This window comes from Pseudomonas sp. MPFS (genome assembly GCF_022537035.1).
Classification (GTDB): domain Bacteria; phylum Pseudomonadota; class Gammaproteobacteria; order Pseudomonadales; family Pseudomonadaceae; genus Aquipseudomonas; species Aquipseudomonas sessilinigenes.
On sequence record NZ_CP066123.1, the window covers coordinates 5913195 to 5940053 of the forward strand.

Genomic DNA, 26859 nt, shown 5'->3' on the forward strand with positions numbered 1-26859 from the left:
GACCATGCTTTTGCGCCATTTCATCGTTTTCAGCTTCATCGCCCTACTGGCCGGTTGTGCCGGCTTCGGTGCCCGCGAGGCAGTCCAGGGCCAGGGCAACCCGGCGCAATGGCGCCAGCACAAGGACCAACTGAGCAGCCTCGACGGCTGGCAGATCAACGGCAAGATCGGCATTCGCGCACCCAAGGACTCCGGCAGCGGTACGCTGTTCTGGCTACAACGCCAGGACTACTACGACATCCGCCTGTCCGGCCCACTGGGCCGCGGCGCCGCCCGCCTTACTGGCCGCCCGGGCCAGGTCAGCCTGGAAGTGGCCAACCAGGGCCGCTATGAAGCCAGCAGCCCAGAGTCGTTGCTGGAAGAACAGTTGGGCTGGAAACTGCCGGTATCCCACTTGGGCTGGTGGGTTCGTGGGCTACCCGCCCCGAACAGCAAGAGCCGCCTGACCCTGGATGGCGACAGCCACATGGCAAGCCTGGAGCAGGATGGCTGGCAAGTGGAGTACAGCAGCTATTCACAGCAGAACGGCTACTGGCTGCCCGAGCGCATCAAGCTGCATGGCAACGACCTTGATGTCACCCTGGTGATCAAGGAATGGCAACCACGCAAGCTGGGGCAATGACATGACCGCGCAAACGCTGACCCTGCCCTCCCCGGCCAAGCTCAACTTGATGCTGCATATCCTGGGACGTCGCGATGACGGCTATCACGAGCTGCAGACCCTGTTCCAATTCCTCGACTACGGCGACGAGATCACCTTCGCCGTGCGCGATGATGGCCTGATCCGCCTGCATACCGAGTTCGAAGGCGTGCCCCACGACAGCAACCTGATCGTCAAGGCCGCAAAAAAACTTCAGGAACAGTCCGGCTGCTCCCTGGGAATCGATATCTGGATCGACAAGATCCTGCCCATGGGCGGCGGCATCGGTGGCGGCAGCTCCAATGCTGCCACCACCCTGCTGGGCCTCAACCATCTCTGGCAACTGGGCTGGGACGAAGATCGCCTGGCAGCACTGGGCTTGACCCTGGGCGCCGACGTACCGGTTTTCGTTCGTGGGCACGCGGCATTTGCCGAAGGCGTAGGGGAAAGACTCAGCCCCGAATACCCAGAAGAACCCTGGTATCTGGTACTGGTCCCGCAAGTCTCTGTAAGTACAGCAGAAATTTTTTCCGATCCGCAGTTGACACGTGACACCGCGCCCATTAAAGTGCGCCCCGTTCCCAAGGGAAACAGCAGAAACGACTGCCTTCCGGTAGTCGCAAGGCGTTATCCAGAAGTACGTAACGCATTGAATTTGCTAGGTAAATTTACCGAAGCAAAACTGACTGGAACTGGAAGTTGTGTGTTTGGGGGCTTCCCAAGCAAAGCTGAAGCTGATAAAGTCTCGGCCCTTCTTACAGAGACCCTTACAGGGTTTGTAGCAAAAGGAAGCAACGTTTCGATGTTGCATCGCAAGCTTCAAACGCTGCTCTAACGGAAACGAGTGCCAGGCACTCGAAGCAACAGATACAGGGGCGTCGCCAAGCGGTAAGGCAGCAGGTTTTGATCCTGCCATGCGTTGGTTCGAATCCAGCCGCCCCTGCCATTTTCCTTATACTCATCCAGGTATACCCTCAGCCTTCAGGTACTGCGCGTGTCCAAGATGATGGTCTTTACGGGGAACGCCAACCCCGATCTGGCTCGGCGTGTCGTACGTCAGCTGCATATCCCTCTCGGTGACATCTCTGTTGGAAAATTTTCCGACGGCGAAATTACTGCCGAGATCAATGAAAATGTCCGCGGTAAAGACGTCTTCATTATCCAGCCGACTTGCGCTCCGACCAACGATAACCTGATGGAACTCGTCGTGATGGCTGATGCCTTCCGTCGTTCCTCGGCTACTCGTATCACTGCTGTTATTCCTTATTTTGGTTATGCCCGTCAGGATCGCCGTCCGCGTTCCGCACGTGTGGCTATCAGCGCGAAAGTCGTGGCTGACATGCTCACCGTAGTCGGCATCGACCGTGTTCTCACGGTTGACCTGCATGCTGACCAGATTCAGGGTTTCTTCGATATTCCGGTAGATAACATCTACGGCTCCCCTGTCCTGGTGGATGACATCGAAGACCAGCGTTTCGAAAACCTGATGATCGTCTCCCCGGACATCGGCGGCGTCGTGCGTGCACGTGCCGTGGCCAAGTCCCTGGGTGTGGATCTCGGGATCATCGACAAGCGTCGTGAGAAAGCCAATCACTCCGAAGTGATGCATATCATCGGCGACGTCGAAGGACGCACCTGCATTCTGGTCGACGACATGGTCGATACCGCCGGCACCCTGTGCCACGCGGCCAAGGCCTTGAAAGAGCATGGCGCAGCCAAGGTCTTCGCCTACTGCACACACCCTGTGCTGTCGGGCCGGGCCATCGAGAACATCGAAAATTCCGTGCTGGACGAGCTGGTGGTGACCAACACCATTCCGCTGTCCGCAGCAGCACAAGCCTGTGCACGTATCCGCCAACTGGATATCGCACCGGTAGTTGCCGAGGCGGTTCGCCGCATCAGCAATGAAGAATCGATCAGCGCGATGTTCCGCTAAGGGTTAATCCCAGGCAGAACATCTCGATGACGAAAAGCGCCCCGTCCCAACCTTGGTTGGGACGGGGCTTTTTTGCCCGTATCGCCCTTGGCGCTGGTCGCAAACGCCAAGGCGAACGAGGTTATTTTGGAGATACAAAATGAACGATTTTACCCTGAATGCTGAAGTGCGTTCCGACCTGGGGAAAGGTGCGAGCCGCCGCCTGCGTCGTCTCGCCAGCCTGGTTCCAGCTGTTGTTTACGGTGGCGACAAAGCCCCTGAATCCATCAGCATGCTGGCCAAGGAAATTGCCAAACTGCTGGAAAACGAAGCTGCCTACAGCCACATCATCGAACTGAACGTCGGTGGCACCAAGCAGAACGTCGTGATCAAGGCCCTGCAACGTCACCCAGCCAAAGGCCACGTAATGCACGCCGACTTCGTTCGCGTAGTTGCTGGCCAGAAACTGACCGCCATCGTTCCAGTGCACTTCATCAACGAAGCTGCACCTGTTAAGAAAGGCGGCGAGATCTCCCACGTAGTGTCGGAAATCGAAGTTTCCTGCCTGCCGAAAGATCTGCCTGAGTTCATCGAAGTCGACCTGGCTGACGCTGAAATCGGCACCATCGTTCACCTGTCCAACATCAAGGCCCCTAAAGGCGTTGAGTTCGTGGCCCTGGCACACGGTAACGACCTGGCAGTAGCCAACGTCCACGCTCCACGTGTTGCTCCAGAAGCTGCTGAAGGCGCTGCAGAGTAATTTCACTCTGACGCCGGAGTAGCGGAAACATCGCGGACAGTGACGTAGCGAGAAAGCGGGCGAGAACGCGAAGTTTACGCATCATGGTAAATGAGCTGTTGTCGTCCACTTTCGCCGCTGCCAAGCTGCGCGGCGATGTTATCCACCACTCCAGAGAAGGGCCCCTATCGTGACTGCCATCAAACTGATCGTTGGCCTGGGTAATCCAGGCGCCGAATACGAACAGACCCGGCATAACGCAGGGGCCCTTTTTGTTGAGCGCATCGCCGACAAACAAGGTGTGAGCCTTGTGGCCGATCGCAAATATTTCGGCCTGACCGGACGCTTCAGTCATCAGGGTCAGGACATTCGTCTGTTGATTCCCACCACCTACATGAACCGTAGCGGCCAGGCCGTGGCGGCGCTTGCAGGTTTCTTCCGCATCAAGCCCGAAGAAATCCTGGTGGCCCACGACGAGCTAGACTTGCCTCCCGGCGTCGCCAAACTCAAGACCGGCGGCGGACACGGCGGGCACAACGGACTGCGAGACATCATCGCGCAGCTCGGCAACCAGAATACCTTTCACCGCCTGCGGCTCGGCATCGGCCACCCGGGCGTCGCCAGCATGGTTTCGAACTTTGTCCTGGGTCGTGCGCCACGTGCCGAACAGGAAAAGCTCGACGCCAGCATCGATTTTGCCCTCGGCGTGCTGCCGGATATCTTCGCCGGTGAATGGAACCGTGCGATGAAAAACCTGCACAGCCAGAAGGCCTGACTCTTATCCGAGGGGAAACACCATGGGATTCAATTGCGGCATCGTCGGCCTGCCCAACGTCGGCAAGTCCACCCTGTTCAACGCCCTGACCAAGTCCGGTATCGCGGCAGAGAACTTCCCCTTCTGCACCATCGAGCCCAACAGTGGCATCGTGCCGATGCCCGACCAGCGCCTCGACGCCCTGGCCGAGATCGTCAAGCCGAACCGCGTACTGCCGACCACCATGGAGTTCGTCGACATCGCCGGCCTGGTAGCCGGTGCATCCAAGGGTGAAGGCCTGGGCAACAAATTCCTCGCCAACATCCGCGAGACCGATGCCATCGCCCACGTGGTGCGCTGCTTCGAAGACGAGAACGTGATCCACGTTTCCAACAGCGTCGACCCCAAGCGCGACATCGAGATCATCGACCTGGAACTGATCTTCGCTGACCTCGACAGCTGCGAGAAGCAACTGCAGAAAGTTGCACGCAACGCCAAGGGTGGCGACAAGGACGCCCTGGCGCAGAAAGCCATCCTCGAAAAGCTGATCCCGCACTTCACCGAAGGCAAGCCGGCTCGCAGCCTGATGAAAAACATGGCTGACGACGAAAAAGCCGTGATTCGTGGCTTCCACCTGCTCACTAGCAAGCCGGTGATGTACATCGCCAACGTGGCCGAGGATGGCTTCGAGAACAACCCGCACCTGGACGTGGTCAAGGCCATCGCCGAGGAAGAAGGCGCGGTCGTAGTGCCGGTCTGCAACAAGATCGAAGCCGAGATCGCCGAACTGGAAGAAGGCGAAGAAAAGGACATGTTCCTCGAGGCCCTGGGCCTGGAAGAGCCTGGCCTGAATCGCGTAATCCGCGCAGGCTACGAACTGCTGAACCTGCAGACCTACTTCACGGCCGGCGTGCAGGAAGTGCGGGCCTGGACCGTTCGCGTCGGCGCCACTGCACCGCAAGCGGCGGGCGTGATCCACACCGACTTCGAAAAGGGCTTTATCCGCGCCGAAGTGGTGGCCTATGACGACTTCATCCAGTTCAAGGGTGAAGGCGGTGCCAAGGAAGCCGGTAAATGGCGCCTGGAAGGCAAGGAGTACATCGTCAAGGACGGTGACGTGATGCACTTCCGCTTCAACGTTTAAGCATGAAGATGGATCCTCAAGGATCCTGATAGATGCCAAACAAACCCCTTGAGGAGATATGCCCCAAGGGGTTTTTTCATTCTGTGGGCCCCATCCAGTTAATATTTATCGGCCCTTTTGTGCATCGGGTATTTTTCAAGGTAAAGATACAGCGCTTGAGCATTTTTACTACCCACCTCCTGCGACTATAAAATACCTCCACGCCTCCTTTAAAAATAATATCGATCAAAAAAGCCCTAGGGCACGACTGCATCATTCGTGCCTTAGGGCCTCAAGAGAACAGATACTTTTTACCAAATATCAGCTTGCCCCAGTCCTATTCTCAAATCGACCGTAAAGGATGTAGTGCTGATAGCCGCTAGAGAAAACTCCTTTGGCGATTGCGGCATTCACATCATGGTTACATTGCAGGTACTGGAGCTCATTGAAATTCTCTGCACTAACCTCGTTTTCCTGTCGCCCAAGCTCCTCACTATCAATCGGAAGACCTAGAACATTAAGGCGCTGGAAGTTGATGATTCGATTGATGGCATGCCGCTCCATCGGTCCTTGGTTGGCCCCGGTAGCGTAAGAGTGCAGACCATTTTTTGTGCAACGGTTGCACATGTCTGCACAGTTGGCTTGAGTGGACTTAAGACCGCTCAACTGCTCCAGAGGAAGCTCCAGGTACTTACCAACGGAGTACTCGGACTGGTTAAATACTGAGCAGCATAGGACGGTATTTCCATTGCAGTCCAGCACCAGCATGTTGTCTTTTAGAGAGCACGCATGCTTGGGATAGTGTTTAACCAGGTTAACTAGATCATCGTATGGCGGTAATGCCAGTCTTTTAAGGGTTTCACGATCTGCATCGGTGACAGATGAGTCGCGTTCAATGATCGCGAGGGTTTTCTCCAGTGGCATCATCACCGAATAACCCGTACTGAATGTGAAACCCAGGCGCTCACTGAACTCACGCATCAACGCTTCTTCTTCCAGGTTGTCTAGATAGCGATGATAGTAGACTTCGATTAGCGTATTAAGATTGTACTGCTTTTTGATTTCATGCAGCTTCAGCATGTTTTCCTTGACAACTTCAATATTGCCACCAACATGCCCAAGCTCGTAAGTTTCTTGGTAAAAACCAGATAATGAAATGCGAAAGAATGAAGGTTCGGCTTTTAATGCCTGCTCCATATTCTTTGAAATATTTAAATTGGTGCTAATCCCACTGCTTATCCCTGCTGAGTTTATTATTTCAATGAACTCACCAATGCGCGGGTGAACCAAGGGCTCGGTCCAGTTGTAGAGGTGAATTGAACTGACACCCTCTGACTTAGCCTTTTTAACTATTTCATTAAACATCTCCATGGGCATGGACTTTTTGAAGTTATTGTTCTCGGAGTTTCCCATGGGGCATGAAGGGCAACTTAAATTACAGGCCCCAACAATATCTATGAACATGTGCATTGTGATAGTCCTTCACTATGCTAATACGGTTTGTATTTTTCTTATGGTGGTTTGGTTTGTATTAGATACAAACCACTCTCTAAGGTCATGTTATTTATTTGCGACGAAAACAGGTCCGAACAGCCTTGATATCTGCGCTTGCCAATTATGCCAGGTGGCATCGATCCAGCTCCATGAACCCCCTCGGCTTCCAGGCGCTTTGCAGGCTTGTCCGCATTGTTCTTCGCAGCTTAATGATGAAGGTCAATGATGCCGGGCAAACATGCTAATGCCCCGTCATGAATGGTCAGTCAGGAAAACACTGCTCCGACACTTTCCTACAACCGTACAGCCCCTCCCGGCACGACATGACAGATAAGTAATTTTCCCGCGATGCTGCTGAAAGGCAGCGTTACGTATCCTCGTACGAACACCTGCGAGGAGCCGGCCATGAAGCCGCCGATAAGCACGACCTACCACCAGTACCAAGACGGCTAGGGTCTGTGCATGCCAGCTGAAATACCCCAAGTCGACATGCAGTCGATCGATGCTCTCTCGGCTCAATGCTTTCTCATCAGTGCACGCTGCGCATCGTTCAAGCAAGCAGCACGTAGCCTGAACATCAGTGCGGCGGCGCTGCGCAAGAAGCTTTTGGTACTCGAACAACTCATTGGCACGCCGTTGTTCCTTTACCAGGACAACAAATTGAGCCTGACCCTGATAGGTAAACGCCTGCAAAGAAACCTCTCCAAGCGCCAGGAGCATTCGTTGCCGGCCAAGGTCGACTCTACCCGCCAGGCCGGTGTAGTCATTGCCGTGGCGGATATATTGCTGCGAGATATTCTTGCAAGGGACCTGATCGCCTTCCTGCGTCGTAATGCCACCTCTCGGATAGAGTTGATCCCATTGCACGGAACACCTTCGGCCAAGGCCGACATCCTGCTATGGCTGGCCGATCCGGGAAGCCCGCGACCTGACCCCGGCTTCGCCACTACCCTGCCCATCTGCCTGGCGCCAATCCAGTATTCGGCCCACGTTGCCAAGCGTTATGTGCCCAAGTCGGCCCTGCCCAGGCGCCCGGAGCAGTTGGATGACTACATGCTGGTCCAGCTCAGTAGCCACTACTGCGTGCCTGCCCTGGAACCCTGGAACCGCCTGATACGCCGTCGCGCCAGCGGCATCGCGCAGACCGGCGACCCACACCTGGCCCTGGAGCTGATCAGGAACAGCGCCTGCGTTGGCCTGCTGCCCGACTACATCGCTCAAGTGGACAAGGCCCTCATTGCTTTGCCGCAGTTGTTCGACTCCCCCCTCCAGCAATACGCCTGGCTCTGCACCCACGCCCACGCCGCAGCACGCCCTGAGGTGAGGGTCCTGGTGGAGCTGATTCAACAGGCCTTCACCAAGCGCCGCGAGTGGTTTACCCCCGCAGACGCTTGAACCCGTCGCTCCCCGATAACAAAAACACCCTATCCCGAGGCTCTTATCCGCCTCCCGATGGCGCTCTTTTTTTGCCGTGAACTGGCGCTGCAGCCACCCTCCTCGCACCCTCGATCCGGCCCATGACTTTTACCCGTCATGTTCCTGACATATTCCAAGACCTTGGTTCACCCTGCCCCACCACGCCGCGGCCCTTGAAACTCCTGGACCGTGGGATGGTCCCGCCTGATCGAAACAAAAACGTCACGAAAACCAACAAAAAGCTTCATTCACGCTGACAACTATCCGCCCAGCCAGCCCTACAGGCATGGCTACTCAAGGCAAAAGAGCAATGGACGGGAGAGCAGTATGTCGGTCAGAACCACCGGAACCCCAACAGGCTGTGCAGCAGTCATCGGCCTGTTGGGCATGGCAATCACCCTCACCACTCATGCGGGCACGGTCACCACCGACGGCGCCGATATCGTGGTGAAAACCAAAGGCGGCCTGGAAGTGGCTACCACCGACAAGGAGTTCAGCTTCAAGTTGGGCGGACGCTTGCAGGCGGATTATGGCCGCTTCGACGGCTACTACACCCGCAATGGCAATACCGCGGATGCGGCCTACTTCCGCCGCGCCTACCTGGAAATCGGCGGCACCGCCTACCGCGACTGGAAATACCAGATCAACTATGACCTGTCGCGCAACGTCGGCAACGACAGTACCGGTTACTTCGATGAGGCTACCGTGACCTACATAGGCTTCGACCCACTGAACCTGAAGATCGGGCGCTTCTACACCGATTTCGGCCTGGAGAAAGCCACCAGCTCCAAGTGGGTCACGGCCCTGGAGCGCAACCTTTCCTACGACGCCGCCGAATGGGTGAACGACAACAGCGGCACAGGTATCCAGGCCAACAGCGTGGTGGGCAAGGTCGCCTACCTGTCCGGCAGCCTGTTCAGCGAGAACAACAACGACACCGATGGTGACAGCGTCAAGCGCTACAACTTGCGCGGGGTCTTCGCGCCTTGGCATGAACCGGGCAACGTCCTGCACCTGGGCCTGCAATACGCCTACCGGGATCTCAAGGACAGCGCCGTCGATACCCGCATTCGTTCGCGCATGGGCGTGCGTGGCGTCGATACCAACGGTGGCAACAGCGCCGGCAGCAACGGCAATCGCGCGGTGTTCGGCGGGACCACCGCCCAATCAGGATTATGGAAAGGCGATTCGGTCTGGGGGCTCGAAGGAGCCTGGGCGCTGCAAGCCTTTTCGATCCAGGCAGAGTACCTGCGACGTACGCTCAAGGCCGACACGGCCGCCAGCGACATCAAGGCCTCGGGTTACTACACGCAACTGGCCTATACCCTCACTGGCGAGCCGCGGATCTACAAGCTCGATGGCGCCAGGTTCGACACCATCAAGCCGCAGAACAAAGCGCTCGGTGCCTGGGAGCTGTTCTATCGCTATGACGCCATGAAGGTCGAGGATGACAACGTGGTCGCCAGCACCGCCATACGACAGGTGGGCGATGCCCAGGGCAAGAGCCACACCCTGGGGGTCAACTGGTACGCCAACGAGGCCCTGAAGCTCAGCGCCAACTACATCAGGGCCAATACCGACAACATCAGCAATGCCGTCGGTGACGACTCCGGCCAGGGCCTGGTGATGCGCATGCAGTACGTGTTCTAGACAGGCCCACAACACCAGGACCGCCCCATTGCCAGGCAACGGGGCGGTCGAGCTGCAGCCTCAGAAGTAGGTGGTCGCCCCCGCGAAGAACGCCCGACCGGGCACATAGAAGTTGGTCGAGCCATCCCGCAGGTCCTTGTCCAGCAGGTTTTGCACCCCGCCATTCAAGGTCAGCCACTTGGTCAGGGCCAGGTTGGCCGTCAGGTCGTAGGTGGTGTAGGACTGCACGAAGTCATTGCCCAGGCCCCGCTGCTTGCCCACATGCTGCGCCGACAGTTCGGTACTCAAGCGATCGTTGACCTGCCAGTCCAGTGCACTGAACAGCGAGAGCTTGGGTGTACTGATCAGGTCTTCGCCGGTGGACAGGTTGCGGCTTTCCAGCATGTAGGTGGCATTGGTGCGCCAGTTCACCGAGTCGCCCAACGGAATCCGGGTGGTGCCTTCCCAGCCGCGGGTCCGGGCCTTGTCGACGTTCTCCAGCATGGTCCACCAACGGCCCTGGAACTGCCCCAGGGGGCCATACTCGATCTTGTCGGTGAAATCGGTATGGAAGTAGGTCAGGCCCAGTTCCCAATCATCATGGTTGAAGGACACGCCGATCTCTTTGTTGGTGCTGGTCTCTGGCGCAAGGTCCGGGTTGCCGGCCATCCAGCAGCTGCCCTGGACATACCCCAGGGGCTTGAGCGAGCCACAGCCACGGCCACCGGATTCGGTCGCCGCCCCGGCGCTACCCTCCTTCAGGCTCGGCGCACGAAAGCCCTTGGACACCCCGCCCCGCACCGTCCAATCCGCATGCGGATGGTAGACCACATAGGCCCGCGGGCTGTTGTGGTTGCCATATTTGTCGCTGTGGTCGAAGCGGTTGCCCAGGGTCAGGGACAGGTTGTCCAGGAGGAACAGTTCATCCTCGATGAATGCCGCCGAATAATCGCCCTTCAGGGTCGAGCCACTGACTGGCGCCCCCTTGTAGTCCACCGGCACCGTGCCCAGGGTGTCGGTGTTGGTCAGCTCTTCACGCTTCCATTGCCCACCGACGGTCAGGCGCTGGTCCACCAGCAACTCGAACGGCATGTTCAGGCTGCCCTCGACGATCTTCTCCTCGGAGCTGGCCTTGCCCCAGTCGATATCGTTGCGGTACTTGTTCAGGTAGGCATCGAGTTTAGAGGTACCGAAGCTCCACTCCCCGACATGGGACAGGATGTAGCTGTCGCGGATCAGGCGGCTGGGACCAAAGCCTCCTCCAATAGTGTCCCCCCAATCACCGAAGGTCTTCTTCGAGGACCAGGCACGCTCTACCCCATGCACAGCCTCGAAAGACAAGCTCTGCTCATCGTTGATCTGCCAGTCCAGCAAGGCGTTCAGGCTCTGGTCCTTGGAGCCTCCAGCCCCGTCGCCATACATGAATTCGCCCATCGAATCACGACGGGCCTCGACCTCGTCCGCCGCCCGCCGAGTCACGTTGGCTCCCAGGCGCAGCCCCAGGGATTCGGTCAACGGGCCGGCCAGGTTGGCACTGTACTGGGTGGTCTGGCCACGGTCGGAATCCTTGGGCACGGTGATATGGGTGCTGGCCGAACCGCTCCAGGTCCGCGACACCTTGCGGGTGATGATGTTGATCACCCCACCCATGGCATCCGAGCCATAAAGCGAGGACATCGGCCCACGGACGATCTCGATGCGCTCGATCATGTTCGGCGAGATCCAGTTCAGGTCCTGGCGCGCCAGGTCGCGGCGGTAGCTGATATCCCCGGAGCTACCGACCCGCTTGCCGTCCACCAGGATCAGCGTGTACTTGTCGTCCAGCCCCCGCAGCTTGATCTTCGACTGCTCGCCCACCGGGCCGAAACCGCCCGTTACACCCGGTACCCGGCGCAACAGGGTGTTGAGGTCATAGACCGGCTGGCGTTCGATTTCCTCACGGGTGATGACGCTGACACTGGCCGGCGCATCCTTGAGGTCCGTGGCGCCACCACTGGCCGTGACGAAGGCGGTATCCAATTCCAGCGAAGTCGGCTTGGAGTCTTCACCGGTCTCGGCGGCCTGTGCCAGCGGGCCAAGCAGGCCAACGCCAGCACTCAATAGAAGGGAGTTGAACAAGCAGGAGCTGAGTTTCATTACACGCAATCCTTGTCGAACCAATGCACCTTAACGGTGCGCTAAGGGATGGGGGGATCGGAGTGTAATACTAATGATTATCATTTAGATACGAGAAAGTTACAGAACTGACATATTCGGGCGTGTCTCAAACGTGGTCGCCCAAGTGGCCATCCCTGCAAGCAAAACGTGATGGCTGCGGTGCCGATGATTCAGCCCACTTCCTCATAAGGCAGGCCCACATAGTTCTCGGCAATGCTCACCAGACCCGCGTGGGAGTTGAGGAAATACTCGCGGTCGGCCTGTTGCATCTTGTGTGCCCAGGCATCCTGATGCTCGCCGAAATCATGCATGAGATTGGTCATGAACCAGCTGAACCGTTCGCCTTTCCAAACCCGGCGCAGGGCCAGTTCGGAATACCTGGACAGCAGATCGATCCGTCCCTGCCGGTAGACCTTGACCAGGATGCGGTACAGGTAGTGCACATCGGACGCCGCCAGATTCAGCCCCTTGGCCCCGGTGGGTGGGACGATGTGAGCCGCGTCCCCTACCAGGAACAGCTTGCCGTGCTGCATCGGCTCCACCACATAACTGCGCAGGGGTGCGATGCTCTTTTCCAGCGATGGGCCGGTCACCAGGCGCTGAGCCAGCTCCTGCGGCAGGCGCACCTTGAGCTCCTGCCAGAAACGCTGGTCGGACCAGTCCTCGACCTGCTCTTGCAGCGGCACTTGCAGGTAGTAGCGGCTGCGAGTCAGCGAGCGCTGGCTGCACAGGACAAAACCGTGGTCGTGCTGGGCATAGATCAACTCATGACTCACTGGCGGGGTATCGGCCAGCAGGCCCAGCCAGCCGAAGGGATATTCGCGTTCATAGTGCTTGAGCACGTCCTGGGGAATGCTTTGGCGCGCCACGCCATGAAAGCCGTCGCAGCCGGCGATGTAGTCGCAGTCGATGCGCTGCTGCCGGCCGTCCTGTTCATAGGTGACATAGGGGGATGCACCCTGCAGGTCATGGAGCTGCACATCATTGACCGAATAGAAAATTGGCGCGCCGCAGGCTGCGCGGGCCTGCATCAGGTCGCGGGTGACTTCGGTCTGGCCGTAGACCATCACGGTCTTGCCACCGGTAAGGGCCTTGAGATCGATACGTACCCGCCGCCCGCCCAGCAGCAGTTCCACCCCTTCATGGACCAGGCCCTCGGCGTCCATGCGCCGGGCCACACCCGCCTCGCGCAGCAACTCCACCGTGCCTTGCTCCAACACCCCGGCACGGATGCGACCCAGGACGTAGTCCGGGGCCTGGCGCTCGAGGATCACCGTGTCGATACCAGCCTGGTGCAGCAATTGGCCCAACAGCAGTCCGGATGGGCCGGCACCGATAATCGCAACCTGAGTCTTCATTGTCGTCTCACAGGGTGTTCCGATGCGGGCCACAGGCCTCGACCGGAATTTATGGTTATTGTTCTACCCTGCATTTTTGCTGACAAAAAACGCAAAAAATGATGATAAACCGCTACAAAAATGTACTTTTGCAAACAGCGTTCGATTATCGAGCAGCCCATCCCTCTCCTCGTAAAGGTCCAGAGCCCATGAAAGCCAGCCTTTCCAGCATCCCGGTCTTCAAGCTCTATGGCGAGAATCAGGCCTGGCCGACCCCGGACCTGCTGCACTGCGAATCCATCCCCGAACGCAGCAGCCTGCACCACTGGGAGATCAAGCCCCATCGCCACGCAGACCTCTACCAGTTGCTGTACGTGCAGCGTGGCCAGGCCGTGGTAGAAGTCGAAGGCCAGCGCCGAGAAGTACAGGAGACGGCGGTCCAGGTCATACCGCCGCTGATGGTCCATGGCTTCCAGTTCAGCGCCGATATCCAGGGCTACGTGCTGACCCTGGCGGCCCCCCTGGTCGCCCAGCTGGAAACGCAGTTGGGCGCTCCACTGGCAGTGCTGGCATCTTCTGGCTGTTACTCGGTGGGGCCCGACCGGCGCAGTCTCGACACCCTGTTCAAGACGCTGCTGCATGAGTACGAAGGTAGCGCCTCGGCCCGGGATCTGCTGCTGCAATCACTGGTCAACGTGCTGATGATCTGGATCGCCCGCCGCGGCCAGCGCAACGCCATGCCCGGCAACCGCAACGAGCGTCACCAGCAGATGCTGGGACATTTCATCAGGCTGGTGGAACAGCACTACCGAGAACACCCTACAGTGGAATCCCTGGCCCACCGCATCGGCCTGTCCAGCGTGTACCTCAATACCCTGTGCCGGGAACTGGCCGGGCAGACCGCCCTGCAGATCATCCACCAGCGCCTGATGCTGGAGGCCAAGCGCAGCCTGGTGTACAGCAACATCGGTATCAGCCAGCTAGCGGATCAGCTAGGTTTCAGCGATCCCACCTACTTCTCGCGGTTCTTCAAGCGCCTTTGCGGCCAGTCGCCCAATGCCTTCCGACAAGATTGTGCACGCCAACGCCAAAACCATGGCTAGGCCCAAAAACAAAACGCCCGGGCATGGCCCGGGCGTGTTCGACAGCGTTTGGCCTCAGGCCTTGCGGGTCCGGGGCAGGAAGATCGCCAATACGCCGAACAGCGGCAGGAACGAGCACAGGAAATACACATGCTCGATACCGTGCAGGTCCGCCAGGTGCCCCAGCAGCGCGGCACCGATCCCGCCAAAACCGAACATCAGGCCGAAAAACACCCCGGCGATCATGCCCACGTTGCCCGGCACCAGCTCCTGGGCATAAACCACGATGGCCGAGAACGCCGAGGCCAGGATGAAGCCGATCACCACGCTCAGGACGCTGCTCCAGAACAGGTCCACATGAGGGAGCAGCAGGGTGAACGGCGCCACCCCGAGGATCGAGAACCAGATCACCGCCTTGCGCCCGATCTTGTCGCCAATGGGGCCACCGAAGAAGGTCCCCGCCGCCACCGCCCCCAAGAACAGGAACAGGTGCAACTGCGAACTGGCCACCGACAAGTCGAACTTCTCGATCAGGTAGAAGGTGAAGTAGCTGGTGAAGCTGGCCATGTAGAAATACTTGGAGAACACCAACAGCCCCAGCACCACCAGGGCACTGATCACCCGCCCCCTGGACAACCCGTGGGTGGCCGCCTGGCCCTGCTTGAGCTGATGCAGGCGCAGATGATTGGCGTACCAGCGACTGATGGCATACAGCACCACCAGGGCCAACAATGCGAACAGGCCGAACCAGGCCACGTTGCCCTGCCCATAAGGAATGATGATCGCCGCTGCCAGCAGTGGGCCGAACGCGGTGCCAGCGTTGCCGCCCACCTGGAAGCTCGACTGCGCCAGGCCATAGCGACCGCCGGATGCCAGGCGCGCCACCCGCGAAGCCTCCGGGTGAAAGGTCGAGGAACCGATGCCGATCAATCCGGAAGCCAGCAGGATCAAGCCGAAGCTGCTCACCTGGGACATCATCAGGATACCGACCAGGGTACAGACCATGCCCGCCGGCAACAGGAACGGCTGGGGACGTCGGTCGGTGTAGTAGCCCACCCAGGGCTGCAGCAGCGACGCCGTGAGCTGGAAGGTCAGGGTAATCAGGCCCACCTGTGTGAAGGTCAGGCCATAGTTGGCCTTGAGCATCGGGTAGATCGCCGGCATCACCGCCTGGATCAGGTCGTTGATCAGGTGCGCGAGCGCCACCGCGCCAATGATGCGCAGGACCAGCGGGCTGCCTTGGGAGGCAGGAGAAGCCGTCGTTGCGACAGGCTGGGCATTGCTGATAGCCATAGAATTGTTTCCGTACAACGGGTGGGTGCACAGGGGCAAGGTGCGTCAATGTGCCACTTTTGCCGGCCCTCACGCCATCCCCTTAGCTTGCTAACGACCCGTTCCCTTCGCAATACATCGCTGCCTCTGGAGGCACAAGTGGCGACTCGGCAATGCCAGCAAAGGGGGGATTTTGATAAGCGGTTGATAGCGTAGATATTTTTTTGAAAAAAATGCTTGACGCATGATCGTTCCGAGCGAATAATGCGCGCCACTTGGCTACATAGCTCAGTTGGTTAGAGCATAGCATTCATAATGCTGGGGTCCGGGGTTCAAGTCCCTGTGTAGCCACCAAGTACCGAAAAACGGCTTACCGCAAGGTAGGCCGTTTTTTTATGCCTGCGAAAAAGTACCCGGGATTACGCCTCATTGATCCACAATCGCGACACCCGCATTGAGCGCCGGCGCAGCCTGGGATAGAACACCCGGGCAGTGTTCGTGAGAGCTGCGCAATCCTCACTTCTAGGGCTCGACCATGACAATAAAAACCACCGGGACTTCCCTCGCCCCCTGGCTGTTCTCGCTTCTGGCCATGACCTGTGCCCCGGCCTTCGCCGACCAGGCCAGCGCGCCATCTTCCAACCTGCTGACCGCCGCCGTGGCCTGGCGACAGACCGCCGCCGAGTTCCAGGCGCTGTACTACCAGGGCTTCAACGTCGCCAGGATGCAACTGGACCAGGCCCTGCAACAACGCAAGGCCGGCGACCGCCCGCTGGCGATCATCAGCGATATCGACGACACCGTGCTCAGCAGCAACAGCTACTGGGGCTACCTGATCAACTCGGACAAGGAGTTCTTCGACGACGCCGCCTGGGACCAGTGGGTCGCCGACAACGGCCCGGTCGCCACCCCGGGGGCGGTGGAGTTCCTCAAGTACGCCCAGTCCAAGGGCGTCGAAGTGTTCTACGTCACCAGCCGCGACCAGGGCGAGAAGACCTATGAATACGCCCTGGCCAACCTGCGCCACAACCAGCTGCCGTTCGCCGACGAGCAGCACCTGACGGTGTACCGCGACAGCTCCAACAAGGAACCGCGCCAGCAGGAAATCGCCAAGGACCATAACGTGGTGGTGATGCTCGGCGACAACCTCAACGATTTCAAACGCAAGTACTACGTGGCCGACGTCCAGCAGCGCAGCCAGCTGATGAGCGAAGACCGCGAACAGTTCGGGCGCAAGTTCATCCTCTTCCCCAACCCCACCGACGGCCATTGGCTGAAGGCGATCTTCGGCGACTCCGAACCGCCGGCCACCCCGGAGAACCGCGCGAAGTTCAAGGCGGCCGCCGGAGCGAATGCCTGGCAGGAAAAGGCCGCCAAGCCTTAGGCTCCCAGCCCATCCACCATGGCTCGCCCGGGCCATGGCGCTTCCCTCGCTCCAACCAACGACCTTTCAATCGGCCATGAGCAAAGAGCGCTCTACCAACGCAACCCACAAGGCAACCCCCGGCTGTATGACCTGGTCGTTGAAATCGTAATAAGGGTTATGCAGCACCTGCGAAGGCGCTTCGCCGTCCACTCCCAACCACAAGTAGGCGCCGGGGCAGGCATCGAGCAGGTAGGCAAAATCCTCGGAAGCCATTGATGGCCGGCAGCCCCAGACAACTTGCTGCTCCCCCAGCACTTCAATAGCTGCCTGACGTACCAGGTCCGCATGCTTCGGATGGTTTTCGGTCACGGGATAACCGGGCTCGTAGCAGAGCTCTCCACGTACACCGAACACACTCGGCAGTTGTTCTACGAACTCGCGGATCAGGGTCTGGACGCGTTCACGCACCAACGGCTGCAAACAGCGCACCGTCCCCTTGAGTTGGGCGGTGTTGGCAATGACATTGACCGCCTCGCCAGCGTTGAACTGAGTGACGCTGATCACTGCCGAGTCCAATGGCGACAGCCGTCGAGCCGGGATGCTCTGCAAAGCCACCACCAGTTCAGCCCCCGCCAGGATGGGATCGGCACCGCGTTCGGGCATCGCCGCATGGCAACCCTGGCCAACCAGTCGGATCTGGAAGGTATCCATGGAGGCCATCATCGGTCCTGGGTTGATCGCCACAGTGCCGGCAGGCAGTCCTGGCCAGTTGTGCAGACCGTAGATCGCCTCCATGGGGAAGAGCTGGAACAGACCATCGTCGATCATTCGCCTGGCTCCCCCCAATCCCTCCTCCGCGGGTTGGAAGACAAAGTGCACAGTACCGTTGAATCGTCGGGTCCGGGCCAGCTGGCAGGCGGTCGCCAATAGGATGGCGGTATGGCCATCATGACCACAGGCATGCATGCAACCGGAATGCGCCGATTGGTGGGCGGGTGTACCAAGCTCCTGGATCGGCAACGCATCCATGTCCGCGCGAATGCCGATGCTCGGGCCCTGGCCATGGCGCAACGTGCCTACTACCCCAGTGCCGCCCAGGCCCCGATGGACATCGATACCGAATTCCTGCAACAGCCCGGCGACCTTGTCCGCTGTACGTACTTCCTGGAAGCCAAGTTCGGGAGCGGCATGCAGGGCCCGGCGCCACAGTTTGGCCCGCTCGATCAAGGATGGCGCAATCGTCATGGGCATCACTCCAGGCTAGCGCCATAGCCAAAACTGGCGGCGGGCTTGGCAGCGGTTTCCACCCAGACGCTTTTCACTTCGCTGTACTCGCGCAATGCCTCGAGCCCCGAGGAGCGACCGTAACCGCTATCGCCATACCCCCCGAAAGGCGAGCTGACGTGGATCGTCTTGTAGCCGTTGATCCAGAAAGTACCGGCCCGCACCTGCCGGGCCACTCGGTGGGCCCGACCGACATCCCGGGTCCAGATCGCCCCCGCCAGTCCGAAACGACTATCGTTGGCGATGCGAATCGCCTCATCCTCATCTTCAAAAGCAATGGCCACCACCACTGGGCCGAAGATTTCCTCCTGAGCGCAATGCAAGTGGTTGGCACCTGCCAGCACCGTGGGATTGACATAGTAGCCGCCCTTGCCGGGGACCGGCTCAGTATCGCCTCCCAGCACCCTGGCCCCCTCCTTGAGCGCGCCTTCGAGCATGTTTTGTACATGGACGAACTGCCTGGCGTTGTTGATCGGGCCGACCTGAGTTTGTGGATCAGCCGGATCACCGACCTTGAACTGCTTCGCTGCCTCGGCCAGGGCCGCGGTGAACTTGTCGTAGATAGAGGCCTGCACCAAAAGACGCGAACCAGATACGCAACTCTGTCCAGCCCCTGAGAAGATCGCCGCCTGGGCACCACGCAAGGCCACTTCCAGATCGGCATCGGCAAAAACAATATTGGCCGACTTGCCACCCAGTTCCAGCACCGCCGGGATGCAGCGCTGGGCCGCTGCCACGGCCACATGCCTGCCCGTGGCAGGCGAGCCGACGAATATCACCTTGCGGATATCCGCTCTGGCGATGATCTCCTGGCCGATGCTGTGCCCATATCCAGCCACCACATTGACCAGGCCCTTGGGAGCCCCGGCCCGCTCGATCAATACAGCCAGCGCCAACGAGCTGGGCACCGTGAGCTCCGATGGTTTGAGAATGACCGCGTTACCGGCGGTGATGGCTGGGGCGATCTGCCAACCGGCAGTGAAGATCGGAGCGTTCCATGGGGTAATCTGCAGCACCGTGCCCAAAGGCTCATGGGTTACATAGTTCAGATGCGAGGTGGGCACCGGGATCACTTCGCCATGTAGCTTGTCCGCCCAACCGGCGTAGTACTCGAACATCTCGGCGACCTTCGCCACTTCCACCCGGGCATCGCGAATCGGCTTGCTGGCGCTGATCGACTCAATCTGTGCCAGTTGTTCGGCCTGCTCACGCACCAATGCACCCACCCGGTAGACAATCTGCCCACGAGCCTGAGCAGTCAGGGCCCACCATTGAGCCCGGGCTCGCCTGGTGGCCTGGTCCAGCAGGCCCACCAGGCTCGCGTCGGCGTCGGGGAAGCTCAGCAAGAGGCTGGCGTCATGGGCATTGCGTACTTCCACCGGTACACCCTGTCCCTCGACGAACTCGCCACCCACATAACTGGCCACCACACTGCGATCGCCCCAATACGGGCGCATCAGTTCCACTAGCTGCTGGACACTCATCAATCATTCCCCACGGCCATAGAATTGGGCATCGGTGCGCTGCACGATGGCGCAAAAATCCTCCTGGTCAGCCAGGGTCTCGCTGCTGGCCTGCCATAACTGCGCCACGCTGCGCGACAGCGGTAAATCGAGATCCAGCCTGTCCATCAGGGCAGTGGCCAGACCGACATCCTTACGCATCAAGCCGATGCTGAAACCCGAGTCGTAGGCCTTGCTCAGCACCCAGTTGGGAAACATCGCCTGTGAGGCAGCGCTACGTCCGGAACCGGCATTGATGCCTTCCAGAAGTTTCCCAGCCGCGACCCCGGCCCTGACGGCCATGGCTACGGCTTCGGCAGTAGTGATCAGGTGGGCGGCGCACAATAGATTGTTGGCGATCTTGGCTATGTTGCCGGCCCCCGACTTGCCCACGTGCACTCGTACTTCACTGATGCCTTCGAGTACCGGCATGGCCCGGACCAAGTCATCGTCCTCGGCACCGATCACCATGACCAGGGTGCCAGTCGCGGCTCCCTTGGGACCTCCCGAGACTGGCGCGTCGATAAAGGCAATACCCAGGGTGCCGAGAATCCGGGCAGCGTTGCGGCTGGCCTCAGGTGTCGATGTGGTGGTGTCGATAACTACCAGCCCTTCGCCACCGCACTCCAAGATACCGCCCGGCCCCAGGCACACCGCCTCAACGTGCTCAGCCTTGGGTAGAGACAAGATCAGCACATCGGACTGCTTGATCAGTTGATCGAGCCCGGCCACCGGCTTGACGCCTCGGCCAGCCGCCTGCTCAAGCGCGACCGGGGAAAGGTCGAAACCGCTGACATCAAAACCTTTGCCGGCCAGGGTCGCGGCCATGCCGCTCCCCATATGGCCCAGGCCGATCACTCCCACTTTCAAGGACATGTGTTCTACCTCGCTTAAAGGGTTTGGACGAATTCGATAATGACGTTGCCCGCCGCCTGTGGCTGGACCACCACCCGCTCCGGCAGATCGACATGGGCAACCCCATTGCGCCCCAGGATCGAGCGCACATCGTCGAGGCTGCGGGTGCCCACTTGCAGGGCGATGGCATGAGGGCGCTCCTGGACCACCTTGGGTAGAGCGATGCCGGGATATGCCTGGATGGCTGTAGCGCTATCCATCGCCCGCAAGATCCCGCAGCGGGTATCGGCCTCCAACACCGCGCCGTTGTAGCGCACTGCATCGCCATACAAGGCTTTCCAGCGCGCCAGCAGCACCTCCGGCTCGGCTAGGTAGGTGACGGCCAGGATGCCCTCGACCCCGTTAGGATGCCGCTGCCAGTCCTTGACCCAGATCAGCTCGGGACGATGCTGGTGGCAAATGAAATTCGAAGCGTCGGGTAACTGTGGGTCGATGAACAGCGCCAGGGACACTACAGCCTCATCGTCGCGACCATCGGGCAAGGTCATGCTGCGCCGAAAATCGATGCGTCCCTGGCTAGGCAGGCCGGCCGCCACCAATCGAGCATGGTCGTCATCGGCGTTCTTGCTGTGCAAGGCCACCAGCGATATACCCTCCTCGCCACGATCCAGGAACTGCCCCAACTGCCGGCCAAAGCAAAAGCCATTGACCGAATGGGTGCCGAACTTGGCAGGATCATCGATCCCGATCAGCTCGATGAAATTGCCGGGAAACATCACCAGCGAGGTGACGCTACCCCAGGGGTGGTAGCTGACCGGCGAAGGCACGAAGCCCATCTTGCGATACTGCTCCAATGCCCCTGCATGATCGCGGACCGTAACCAGCGGATGATCGATGCCTAGGGGATATTGATCGACAGCTGCCATGTTGGGCTCTCCTCTGCTAGCGGTTAGTCGTTGTTTTTTGTGGCCAGGGTCGCTAGGGCCGAGGGCGCCAACCCCACTTGGCGGGCAGGCGAGCCCGCAACCACGGTGCCCGGAGCCACGGCCTGCAACACCACGGAATTGGCGGCGACGATGGCCCCGGCGCCCACCTCGATATTGCCCAGCACACTGGCCCCGGCGCAGATCAATGCGCCACGGCGGATCTTCGGATGGCGCTCACCCTGTTCGTTGAGGGTGCTGCCCAGGGTCACTCCGTGCCACAAACCGGCATGGTCCTCGACCACTGCGGTCTGGCCAATGACCAGGCCGATACCGTGGTCCACGAACAATGACTGCCCCAGCCGCGCAGCCGGGTGGATATCGATACTCCAGGCATTGGCCGCCCAGTTCTGTAGCAGCACTGCGCTTTGCTCATCACCTGCGCTCCATAGGGCATGGGCAATACGGTAGGCCTGGACGGCCTGGATACCCCGAAAGCTCAGGAACGCCGTGAGCTGATCCGGGCATGCGGGATTGACCCGCACCGTGTGTTCAATATCGGCAGCGGCACCCTCGGCAATGGCCGGTACTGCACGGATCAACGACGCGAACCATTGTTCCAGCCCGGGACCGCCTTGATGCAACAGGCCGTGGGCGAGGTTGGAAGCCAAGGCCTCTTCGAATGATGAGTGCGAGTGCACACGCTGCTCGATGTATCCACGGATGGTCGGGTTGCGCTCGCCTAACTGACGAGCCTGCTCACATAACCGCTGCCAAAGAGAATTCATTGCCTGCTCCTGTTCCGGTTGGGCCGAGTATGGACACCTCGCAAAACTGGCAGCAATATTCAAAAAATCTTAATTTCGTTGCGATAAATGCAACACAGGAAATCTATGAGCCTGATACAAGACCGCCGCATTCTCTATTTCTTCGAAGCCGTGCGTCTGGGCAGCGTACGAGCTGCCGCCGATGCCCTGGACGTCGCGCCTTCAGCGGTGAGCCGGCACATTGCCCAGTTGGAACAGGAACTCAGTGCTCCATTGATGGAACGCCATCGGCGCGGTGTGAAGCCCACGGAAGCCGGTGAACGGGTACTGGATTACTACCGCCAGCGCCTGGCCCAGCAGGAAGTTCTGCTCGACTCTCTCCAGGCCCTGCGCGGCTTGCAGAGCGGTTCGGTGGTGCTATCGGTGGGCGAAGGATTCATCGACGGACTCAGCGCTTCGCTGACGCGCTTTTCCACGCTCTATCCCAAGATCGACCTGCAAGTGAATGTGTGCGGCGGCAACGAAGTGATTCGCCAGGTGGTGGAGGACGAATCCCATATTGGCTTGGTCTTCAACCCGGCAGCCGACCCGAAGATTCGCACCCATGTACGCCGTCGGCAGCCGCTGCGGGTAGTAGTGGCCCAGGACCATCCGCTGGCCGGCGAGAAGGGCCCGATAACCTTGCGCGGCCTGGACCGTCATCGCTTGGCCTTGCCCGGCGTCTCGTTCGGTATCCGGCAGATCCTGAGCCTGGCCGAGCACCAACTTGGGATCAGCCTGGTGCCCACCCTGACCTGTAACAACATCGCCATGCTCAAGCGCTTCGCCATGCAAGGTGGCGTCACTTTACTGCCGTCCTTCGTCGTGGAGGATGAATTGCGCAAGGCCGAGTTGGTGGCCCTGCCCTTGCACGGGGAAGTATTCAGCAATCCGGAAGCGCAATTGATCACCCGGCTCGGACGTCAGCTCAGCGTCGGTGCCAATCGTCTGTTGAGCATGCTGTTGCAGGACATGAGCGCCTTCAAGGAATGACTCATAGGTAGGCAGCGAAATGTTGCGAAAAAAGCAACGAAAAATGAAATTACCGATATTGATCCACTTTTTCGTCCCCTCTCATACTGCGCCCGAACGTCTCCGGAACCAGCAACGATTCGCCGGGCATGAGGTTCGACAGGCCCACACCAGACCATAACAACCTGTCGAATGCCCCGCGGTGGATTCCCGGACAACCTGAAAACAAGTCCAATAACAGGGGTTGCACATGACTGATTCAGCGAAAACAGGTCTGCATCGAGACCTCAAGGAACGACATATCCGCTTGATCGGGCTAGGCACCTGCATCGGTGTCGGCTTGTTCCTGGGTTCCTCGGCGGCGATCAAGTTGGCGGGGCCGGCAGTCATGCTGGCGTACCTGATCGCCGGCCTGTTCATCTACGTCGTGATGCGCGCATTGGGTGAAATGTGCGTCCATAACCCGGTAGCCGGCTCGTTCAGCCGCTACGCCCACGACTACCTGGGGCCGATGGCCGGTTTCATCAGCGGCTGGAACTATTGGTTCCTGTGGATCGTGACCTGCCTGGCGGAAGTCACCGCCGTCGCCATCTACATGGGGCTATGGTTTCCCGAAGTCGCACCCTGGATCTGGGCCATGTCCTCGCTGCTGATGATGGTCGCGATCAACCTACTGTCGGTGAAGACCTTCGGCGAATTCGAATTCTGGTTCTCACTGATAAAGGTGATCACCATCGTAGGACTGATCATCGCCGGGCTGGGAATGATCCTGTTCGGCCTAGGCAATGGCGGCCAGCCGATCGGTATCTCCAACCTGTGGGCCCATGGCGGCTTCATGCCCAACGGCGTACTGGGGGTGTTGATGGCCTTCCAGATGGTCACCTTCGCCTACGGTGGCATCGAGATCATCGGCCTCACTGCCGGCGAGGCGAAAAACCCGCGAGTTACCATTCCCCAAGCTATCCGTTCGGTACCTTGGCGGATCCTGTTGTTCTACGTGGGTGCGATCTTCGTGATCCTGTCCATCTACCCCTGGAACGCCGATGGCCAGGGAAGCCCCTTCGTCAGCACCTTCGAGGCCCTGGGCATCAAATCCGCAGCGGGGCTAATCAATTTCGTGGTGATCACCGCAGCGTTATCATCCTGCAACGGCGGTATCTACAGCACCGGGCGCATGCTGCTAAACCTTACCGACCAGCACCAGGCGCCGCGCTTCTTCGGCAAAACCACGCCCCAGGGCGTACCCCGCCGTGCACTCATGCTCAGCCTGCTGATCATGTTCATCGGCGTACTGCTCAATTACTTGGCACCGGCCAAGGTATTCATCTGGCTCACCGCGGTGGCCGCCACTGGCAACATCACCACCTGGATCCTGATCCTGCTGGCGCAGATCCGCTTTCGCCGTACAGTCAGTCAGGAACAGCTCGCTGCCGGCGGCTTCCCCATGCCCGGCTGGCCACTGACCAGCTATGCCGCGCTGACCTTCATGCTGCTGGTACTGGGGATCATGGCTTACGTGGAAGACACTCGCCTTGGGGTGATCGCAGGTGCGTTGTGGCTACTGTACCTGGCGGCGGTGTACTGGACGGTCTACCGTAAAAAAGCCGTTATGTTGAGTCAGTCGGTGCAATGACCGCCATCCAATGCCCAGATTGTTGACCAACCAGCTCAAAGCAGCAGATAACGGCTTGCCTAGCGGCAAGCCGCTTCTGTCGCCGAATAAAAATATCCCGTCATGTCACGCCCGTCTCTTCTTGCATATTGAATAGCCCCACACGCTGGGATAAAAACGTCGGCTCTCAGCCCTCCCCAAAACCAGTACTGACGATGCATAGAAAGCAGATACCGACGCCCCTGCATACCGAACGCCTGGTCCTGCGCAGTGCCGATCAAGCCCAAGCCCCGGCCCTGCAGCGTTACCTCCTGGATAACCGCGAGCACCTCGCGCCCTGGGAGCCGCTGCGCGACGAGGAGTACTTCCAGCTTGCGGCGGTGGCCCAGCGACTACGGGACATGGCAGGCAAAGTCGCCGCACAAGAGGCACGACACTGGTTGCTGTTCGATCGCGACGAGCAGCGCGTATTGGGCGCCTGCAACTTCACCAACATCGTGCGAGGTGCGTTCCAGGCCTGCCACCTGGGTTTCGCCCTGGCCCGACACGCCCAGGGCCGGGGCCTGATGCACGAAGCCCTGCAAGCGGCCATCGGCCATGCCTTCGATGAACTGCAACTGCATCGGATCATGGCCAACCACCGCCCCGAGAACCTGCGCAGTGCCCAACTGCTTGCGCGCCTGGGCTTCGAACAAGAGGGCCGGGCCCGCGCCTACCTGAAGATCAACGGTGAATGGGCCGACCATGTGCTGACCGCGTTGATCAACCCTCGGCCGATGTAGGTCGGCCATCCATCAACAGGAGCGCAACGCAAAAAAAAACCGCAGCCAGCTGCGGTTTTTTCATGGTCAGTTGAACGGCTGTGGCCGCAAAGTCTGCGCCGAGGAAGGTGGCAGCATCGGCAACTTGAAGTCCGGCTGGTCGCCGGTCAGGGTTTCCAGGAATGCGACGATCTGGCCGACCTGCGAGGTGTCCAGCTTGCGTCCCAGTTGCAGGCGGGCCATGACGTCCACCGCCTCGTCCAGGGTCCAGTAGGCACCGTCGTGGAAGTAGGGATAGGTCAGCGCCACGTTGCGCAAGGTCGGGACCTTGAAACGCATCCGGTCGGCGTCCTTGCCGGTCAGCCCGGCAACACCCTGGGCCGGGTTCTTGGTCACGTAGGGCTCGATCATGCCCATCTTCTGGAACGAAGTGCCGCCCACTGCCTCGCCGTTGTGACAGGCCACGCAGCCGATGGACTTGAACAACTGGTAGCCCTTGAGCGCGGTGGGGCTGATGGCCGCCTGGTCGCCTTGCAGCCAGCGGTCGAAGGGCGCGTTGGGAGTCACCAGGGTGTCTTCGAAGGCCGCGATGGCGTTGGTCACGTCATCGAACTTGATGCCATCGTCACCGTAGACCCGCTTGAAGGAAGCACGGTACTGCGGGATGGAGCGCAGCACGTCCACCGCCAGGTCATGGGTGAAACCCATCTCCCCCGGGTTGGCGATGGGGCCACCTGCTTGCTCCTGGAGCGTGGCGGCGCGGCCGTCCCAATACTGCGCAAAACTCAGGCCCGAGTTGAGCACCGTGGGCGAGTTGATCGGCCCCTGGTGCCAGTTGTGGCCGATGGAGGTGGGCAGGTTGTCGCTGCCACCCATGCTCAGGTTGTGACAGGAGTTGCAGGAGATGAAACCGGACTTGGACAAGCGCGGGTCGAAGAACAATTGCTTGCCCAGCTCCACCTTGTCGACATCCGTGATCTTCGCCGGCTGCACCGGCTGGATCGGTTCGCTGGGCGTCGCTCCCCACGCCTGGCTCCCCCACAGCAATCCGAAAACAAGCAACCACTTACTCGTGTACATGGCGTCCTCTCATCAGGCTTTATGGTTTGCCACCAACCATGTGCCCAACGGCTGGCAGGTGCCCTGATACAGGTCAATCGGTGCAGGTTGAGGCGCCCGGGCGGTCGCGCAAGACCAGGGGTTGCCGGCCGGTGAAGCCC

Annotated in this window: 23 protein-coding genes and 2 tRNA genes; 15 read left to right on the top strand and 10 right to left on the bottom strand. The window is 59.6% G+C overall.

From position 1 onward, the window contains the following. Nucleotides 1–4 precede the first annotated feature (4 nt). The 7 genes from lolB (at nt 5) to ychF (ending at nt 5192) form a co-directional block, all read left to right on the top strand. On the top strand, nt 5–622 hold the full coding sequence (gene lolB, locus I9018_RS27090; protein WP_241107973.1) for a lipoprotein insertase outer membrane protein LolB: 618 nt from the start codon (nt 5–7) through the stop codon (nt 620–622). A gap of 1 nt (nt 623) precedes the next feature. Next, nucleotides 624–1475, top strand: a complete 852-nt coding sequence (gene ispE / locus I9018_RS27095) for a 4-(cytidine 5'-diphospho)-2-C-methyl-D-erythritol kinase (protein WP_068578696.1) — start codon at nt 624–626, stop codon at nt 1473–1475. Nucleotides 1476–1511: 36 nt separating this feature from the next. Beyond that, a tRNA-Gln gene (locus tag I9018_RS27100) sits at nt 1512–1586 on the top strand. A 48-nt stretch (nt 1587–1634) separates the two neighbouring features. After that, nucleotides 1635–2576, top strand: a complete 942-nt coding sequence (locus I9018_RS27105; protein WP_003171603.1) for a ribose-phosphate pyrophosphokinase — start codon at nt 1635–1637, stop codon at nt 2574–2576. 139 nt (nt 2577–2715) lie between these two features. Then, complete coding sequence (locus I9018_RS27110; protein ID WP_068578694.1) at nt 2716–3315, top strand: 50S ribosomal protein L25/general stress protein Ctc; 600 nt, start codon at nt 2716–2718, stop codon at nt 3313–3315. 169 nt (nt 3316–3484) lie between these two features. Then, complete coding sequence (gene pth, locus I9018_RS27115) at nt 3485–4069, top strand: aminoacyl-tRNA hydrolase (RefSeq protein WP_068578691.1); 585 nt, start codon at nt 3485–3487, stop codon at nt 4067–4069. Between the two features lie 22 nt (nt 4070–4091). Further along, complete coding sequence (gene ychF, locus I9018_RS27120; protein WP_124347422.1) at nt 4092–5192, top strand: redox-regulated ATPase YchF; 1101 nt, start codon at nt 4092–4094, stop codon at nt 5190–5192. Between the two features lie 300 nt (nt 5193–5492). On the opposite strand, the gene I9018_RS27125 is transcribed toward ychF, so the two are convergent. Continuing rightward, on the bottom strand, nt 5493–6641 hold the full coding sequence (locus I9018_RS27125; protein WP_068578884.1) for a radical SAM protein: 1149 nt from the start codon (nt 6639–6641) through the stop codon (nt 5493–5495). Between the two features lie 486 nt (nt 6642–7127). Here I9018_RS27125 and I9018_RS27130 point away from each other — a divergent pair, with 486 nt between their 5' ends. After that, entirely contained in the window at nt 7128–8060 is a 933-nt protein-coding gene (locus I9018_RS27130) for a LysR family transcriptional regulator (protein WP_241107974.1), read from the top strand. A gap of 348 nt (nt 8061–8408) precedes the next feature. Continuing rightward, the gene (locus tag I9018_RS27135; protein ID WP_241107975.1) at nt 8409–9731 is read left to right on the top strand and encodes an OprO/OprP family phosphate-selective porin; all 1323 of its coding nucleotides are present in this window, start codon (nt 8409–8411) and stop codon (nt 9729–9731) included. A 60-nt stretch (nt 9732–9791) separates the two neighbouring features. On the opposite strand, the gene I9018_RS27140 is transcribed toward I9018_RS27135, so the two are convergent. Next, entirely contained in the window at nt 9792–11846 is a 2055-nt protein-coding gene (locus I9018_RS27140; RefSeq protein ID WP_241107976.1) for a TonB-dependent receptor, read from the bottom strand. A gap of 191 nt (nt 11847–12037) precedes the next feature. Then, complete coding sequence (gene pobA / locus I9018_RS27145) at nt 12038–13225, bottom strand: 4-hydroxybenzoate 3-monooxygenase (protein WP_241107977.1); 1188 nt, start codon at nt 13223–13225, stop codon at nt 12038–12040. A 188-nt stretch (nt 13226–13413) separates the two neighbouring features. Here pobA and I9018_RS27150 point away from each other — a divergent pair, with 188 nt between their 5' ends. Continuing rightward, on the top strand, nt 13414–14307 hold the full coding sequence (locus I9018_RS27150; protein WP_241107978.1) for a helix-turn-helix domain-containing protein: 894 nt from the start codon (nt 13414–13416) through the stop codon (nt 14305–14307). Between the two features lie 54 nt (nt 14308–14361). Here the strand turns inward: I9018_RS27150 and I9018_RS27155 are convergent, their stop codons facing one another. After that, nucleotides 14362–15579 (bottom strand): MFS transporter, encoded by a 1218-nt coding sequence (locus I9018_RS27155; RefSeq protein WP_241107979.1) that lies wholly within the window; start codon nt 15577–15579, stop codon nt 14362–14364. Nucleotides 15580–15835: 256 nt separating this feature from the next. Here I9018_RS27155 and I9018_RS27160 point away from each other — a divergent pair. Both I9018_RS27160 and I9018_RS27165 read left to right on the top strand, forming a co-directional pair. Then, nucleotides 15836–15912, top strand: a tRNA-Met gene (locus I9018_RS27160). 181 nt (nt 15913–16093) lie between these two features. Then, nucleotides 16094–16942 carry a 5'-nucleotidase, lipoprotein e(P4) family gene (locus I9018_RS27165; protein ID WP_241107980.1) on the top strand — a complete coding sequence of 283 codons (849 nt, stop codon included), beginning with the start codon at nt 16094–16096 and terminating at the stop codon, nt 16940–16942. 66 nt (nt 16943–17008) lie between these two features. On the opposite strand, the gene I9018_RS27170 is transcribed toward I9018_RS27165, so the two are convergent. Genes I9018_RS27170 through epsC form a run of 5 tightly spaced genes read right to left on the bottom strand, consistent with a single transcriptional unit; the run spans nt 17009 to nt 22276 of the window. Beyond that, nucleotides 17009–18169 (bottom strand): M20 aminoacylase family protein, encoded by a 1161-nt coding sequence (locus tag I9018_RS27170; RefSeq protein ID WP_241107981.1) that lies wholly within the window; start codon nt 18167–18169, stop codon nt 17009–17011. 5 nt (nt 18170–18174) lie between these two features. Further along, nucleotides 18175–19692, bottom strand: a complete 1518-nt coding sequence (locus I9018_RS27175) for an aldehyde dehydrogenase family protein (protein WP_241107982.1) — start codon at nt 19690–19692, stop codon at nt 18175–18177. A gap of 3 nt (nt 19693–19695) precedes the next feature. Then, complete coding sequence (locus tag I9018_RS27180; protein WP_241107983.1) at nt 19696–20586, bottom strand: NAD(P)-dependent oxidoreductase; 891 nt, start codon at nt 20584–20586, stop codon at nt 19696–19698. A 14-nt stretch (nt 20587–20600) separates the two neighbouring features. Next, nucleotides 20601–21491 (bottom strand): VOC family protein, encoded by an 891-nt coding sequence (locus tag I9018_RS27185; RefSeq protein ID WP_241107984.1) that lies wholly within the window; start codon nt 21489–21491, stop codon nt 20601–20603. 23 nt (nt 21492–21514) lie between these two features. Beyond that, nucleotides 21515–22276: a serine O-acetyltransferase EpsC gene (gene epsC / locus I9018_RS27190; protein ID WP_241107985.1), complete on the bottom strand. Its 762-nt coding sequence runs from the start codon at nt 22274–22276 to the stop codon at nt 21515–21517. A gap of 105 nt (nt 22277–22381) precedes the next feature. Between epsC and I9018_RS27195 the strand changes: the two genes are divergently transcribed. The 3 genes from I9018_RS27195 (at nt 22382) to rimJ (ending at nt 25660) form a co-directional block, all read left to right on the top strand. Continuing rightward, complete coding sequence (locus I9018_RS27195) at nt 22382–23287, top strand: LysR family transcriptional regulator (RefSeq protein WP_241107986.1); 906 nt, start codon at nt 22382–22384, stop codon at nt 23285–23287. A gap of 229 nt (nt 23288–23516) precedes the next feature. Continuing rightward, entirely contained in the window at nt 23517–24899 is a 1383-nt protein-coding gene (locus tag I9018_RS27200; protein ID WP_241107987.1) for an amino acid permease, read from the top strand. 194 nt (nt 24900–25093) lie between these two features. After that, complete coding sequence (rimJ, locus tag I9018_RS27205; protein WP_241107988.1) at nt 25094–25660, top strand: ribosomal protein S5-alanine N-acetyltransferase; 567 nt, start codon at nt 25094–25096, stop codon at nt 25658–25660. Nucleotides 25661–25726: 66 nt separating this feature from the next. Here the strand turns inward: rimJ and I9018_RS27210 are convergent, their stop codons facing one another. Beyond that, nucleotides 25727–26719, bottom strand: coding sequence for a cytochrome-c peroxidase (locus tag I9018_RS27210; RefSeq protein ID WP_241107989.1), 993 nt, complete (start codon nt 26717–26719; stop codon nt 25727–25729). Between the last annotated feature and the right edge of the window lie 140 nt (nt 26720–26859).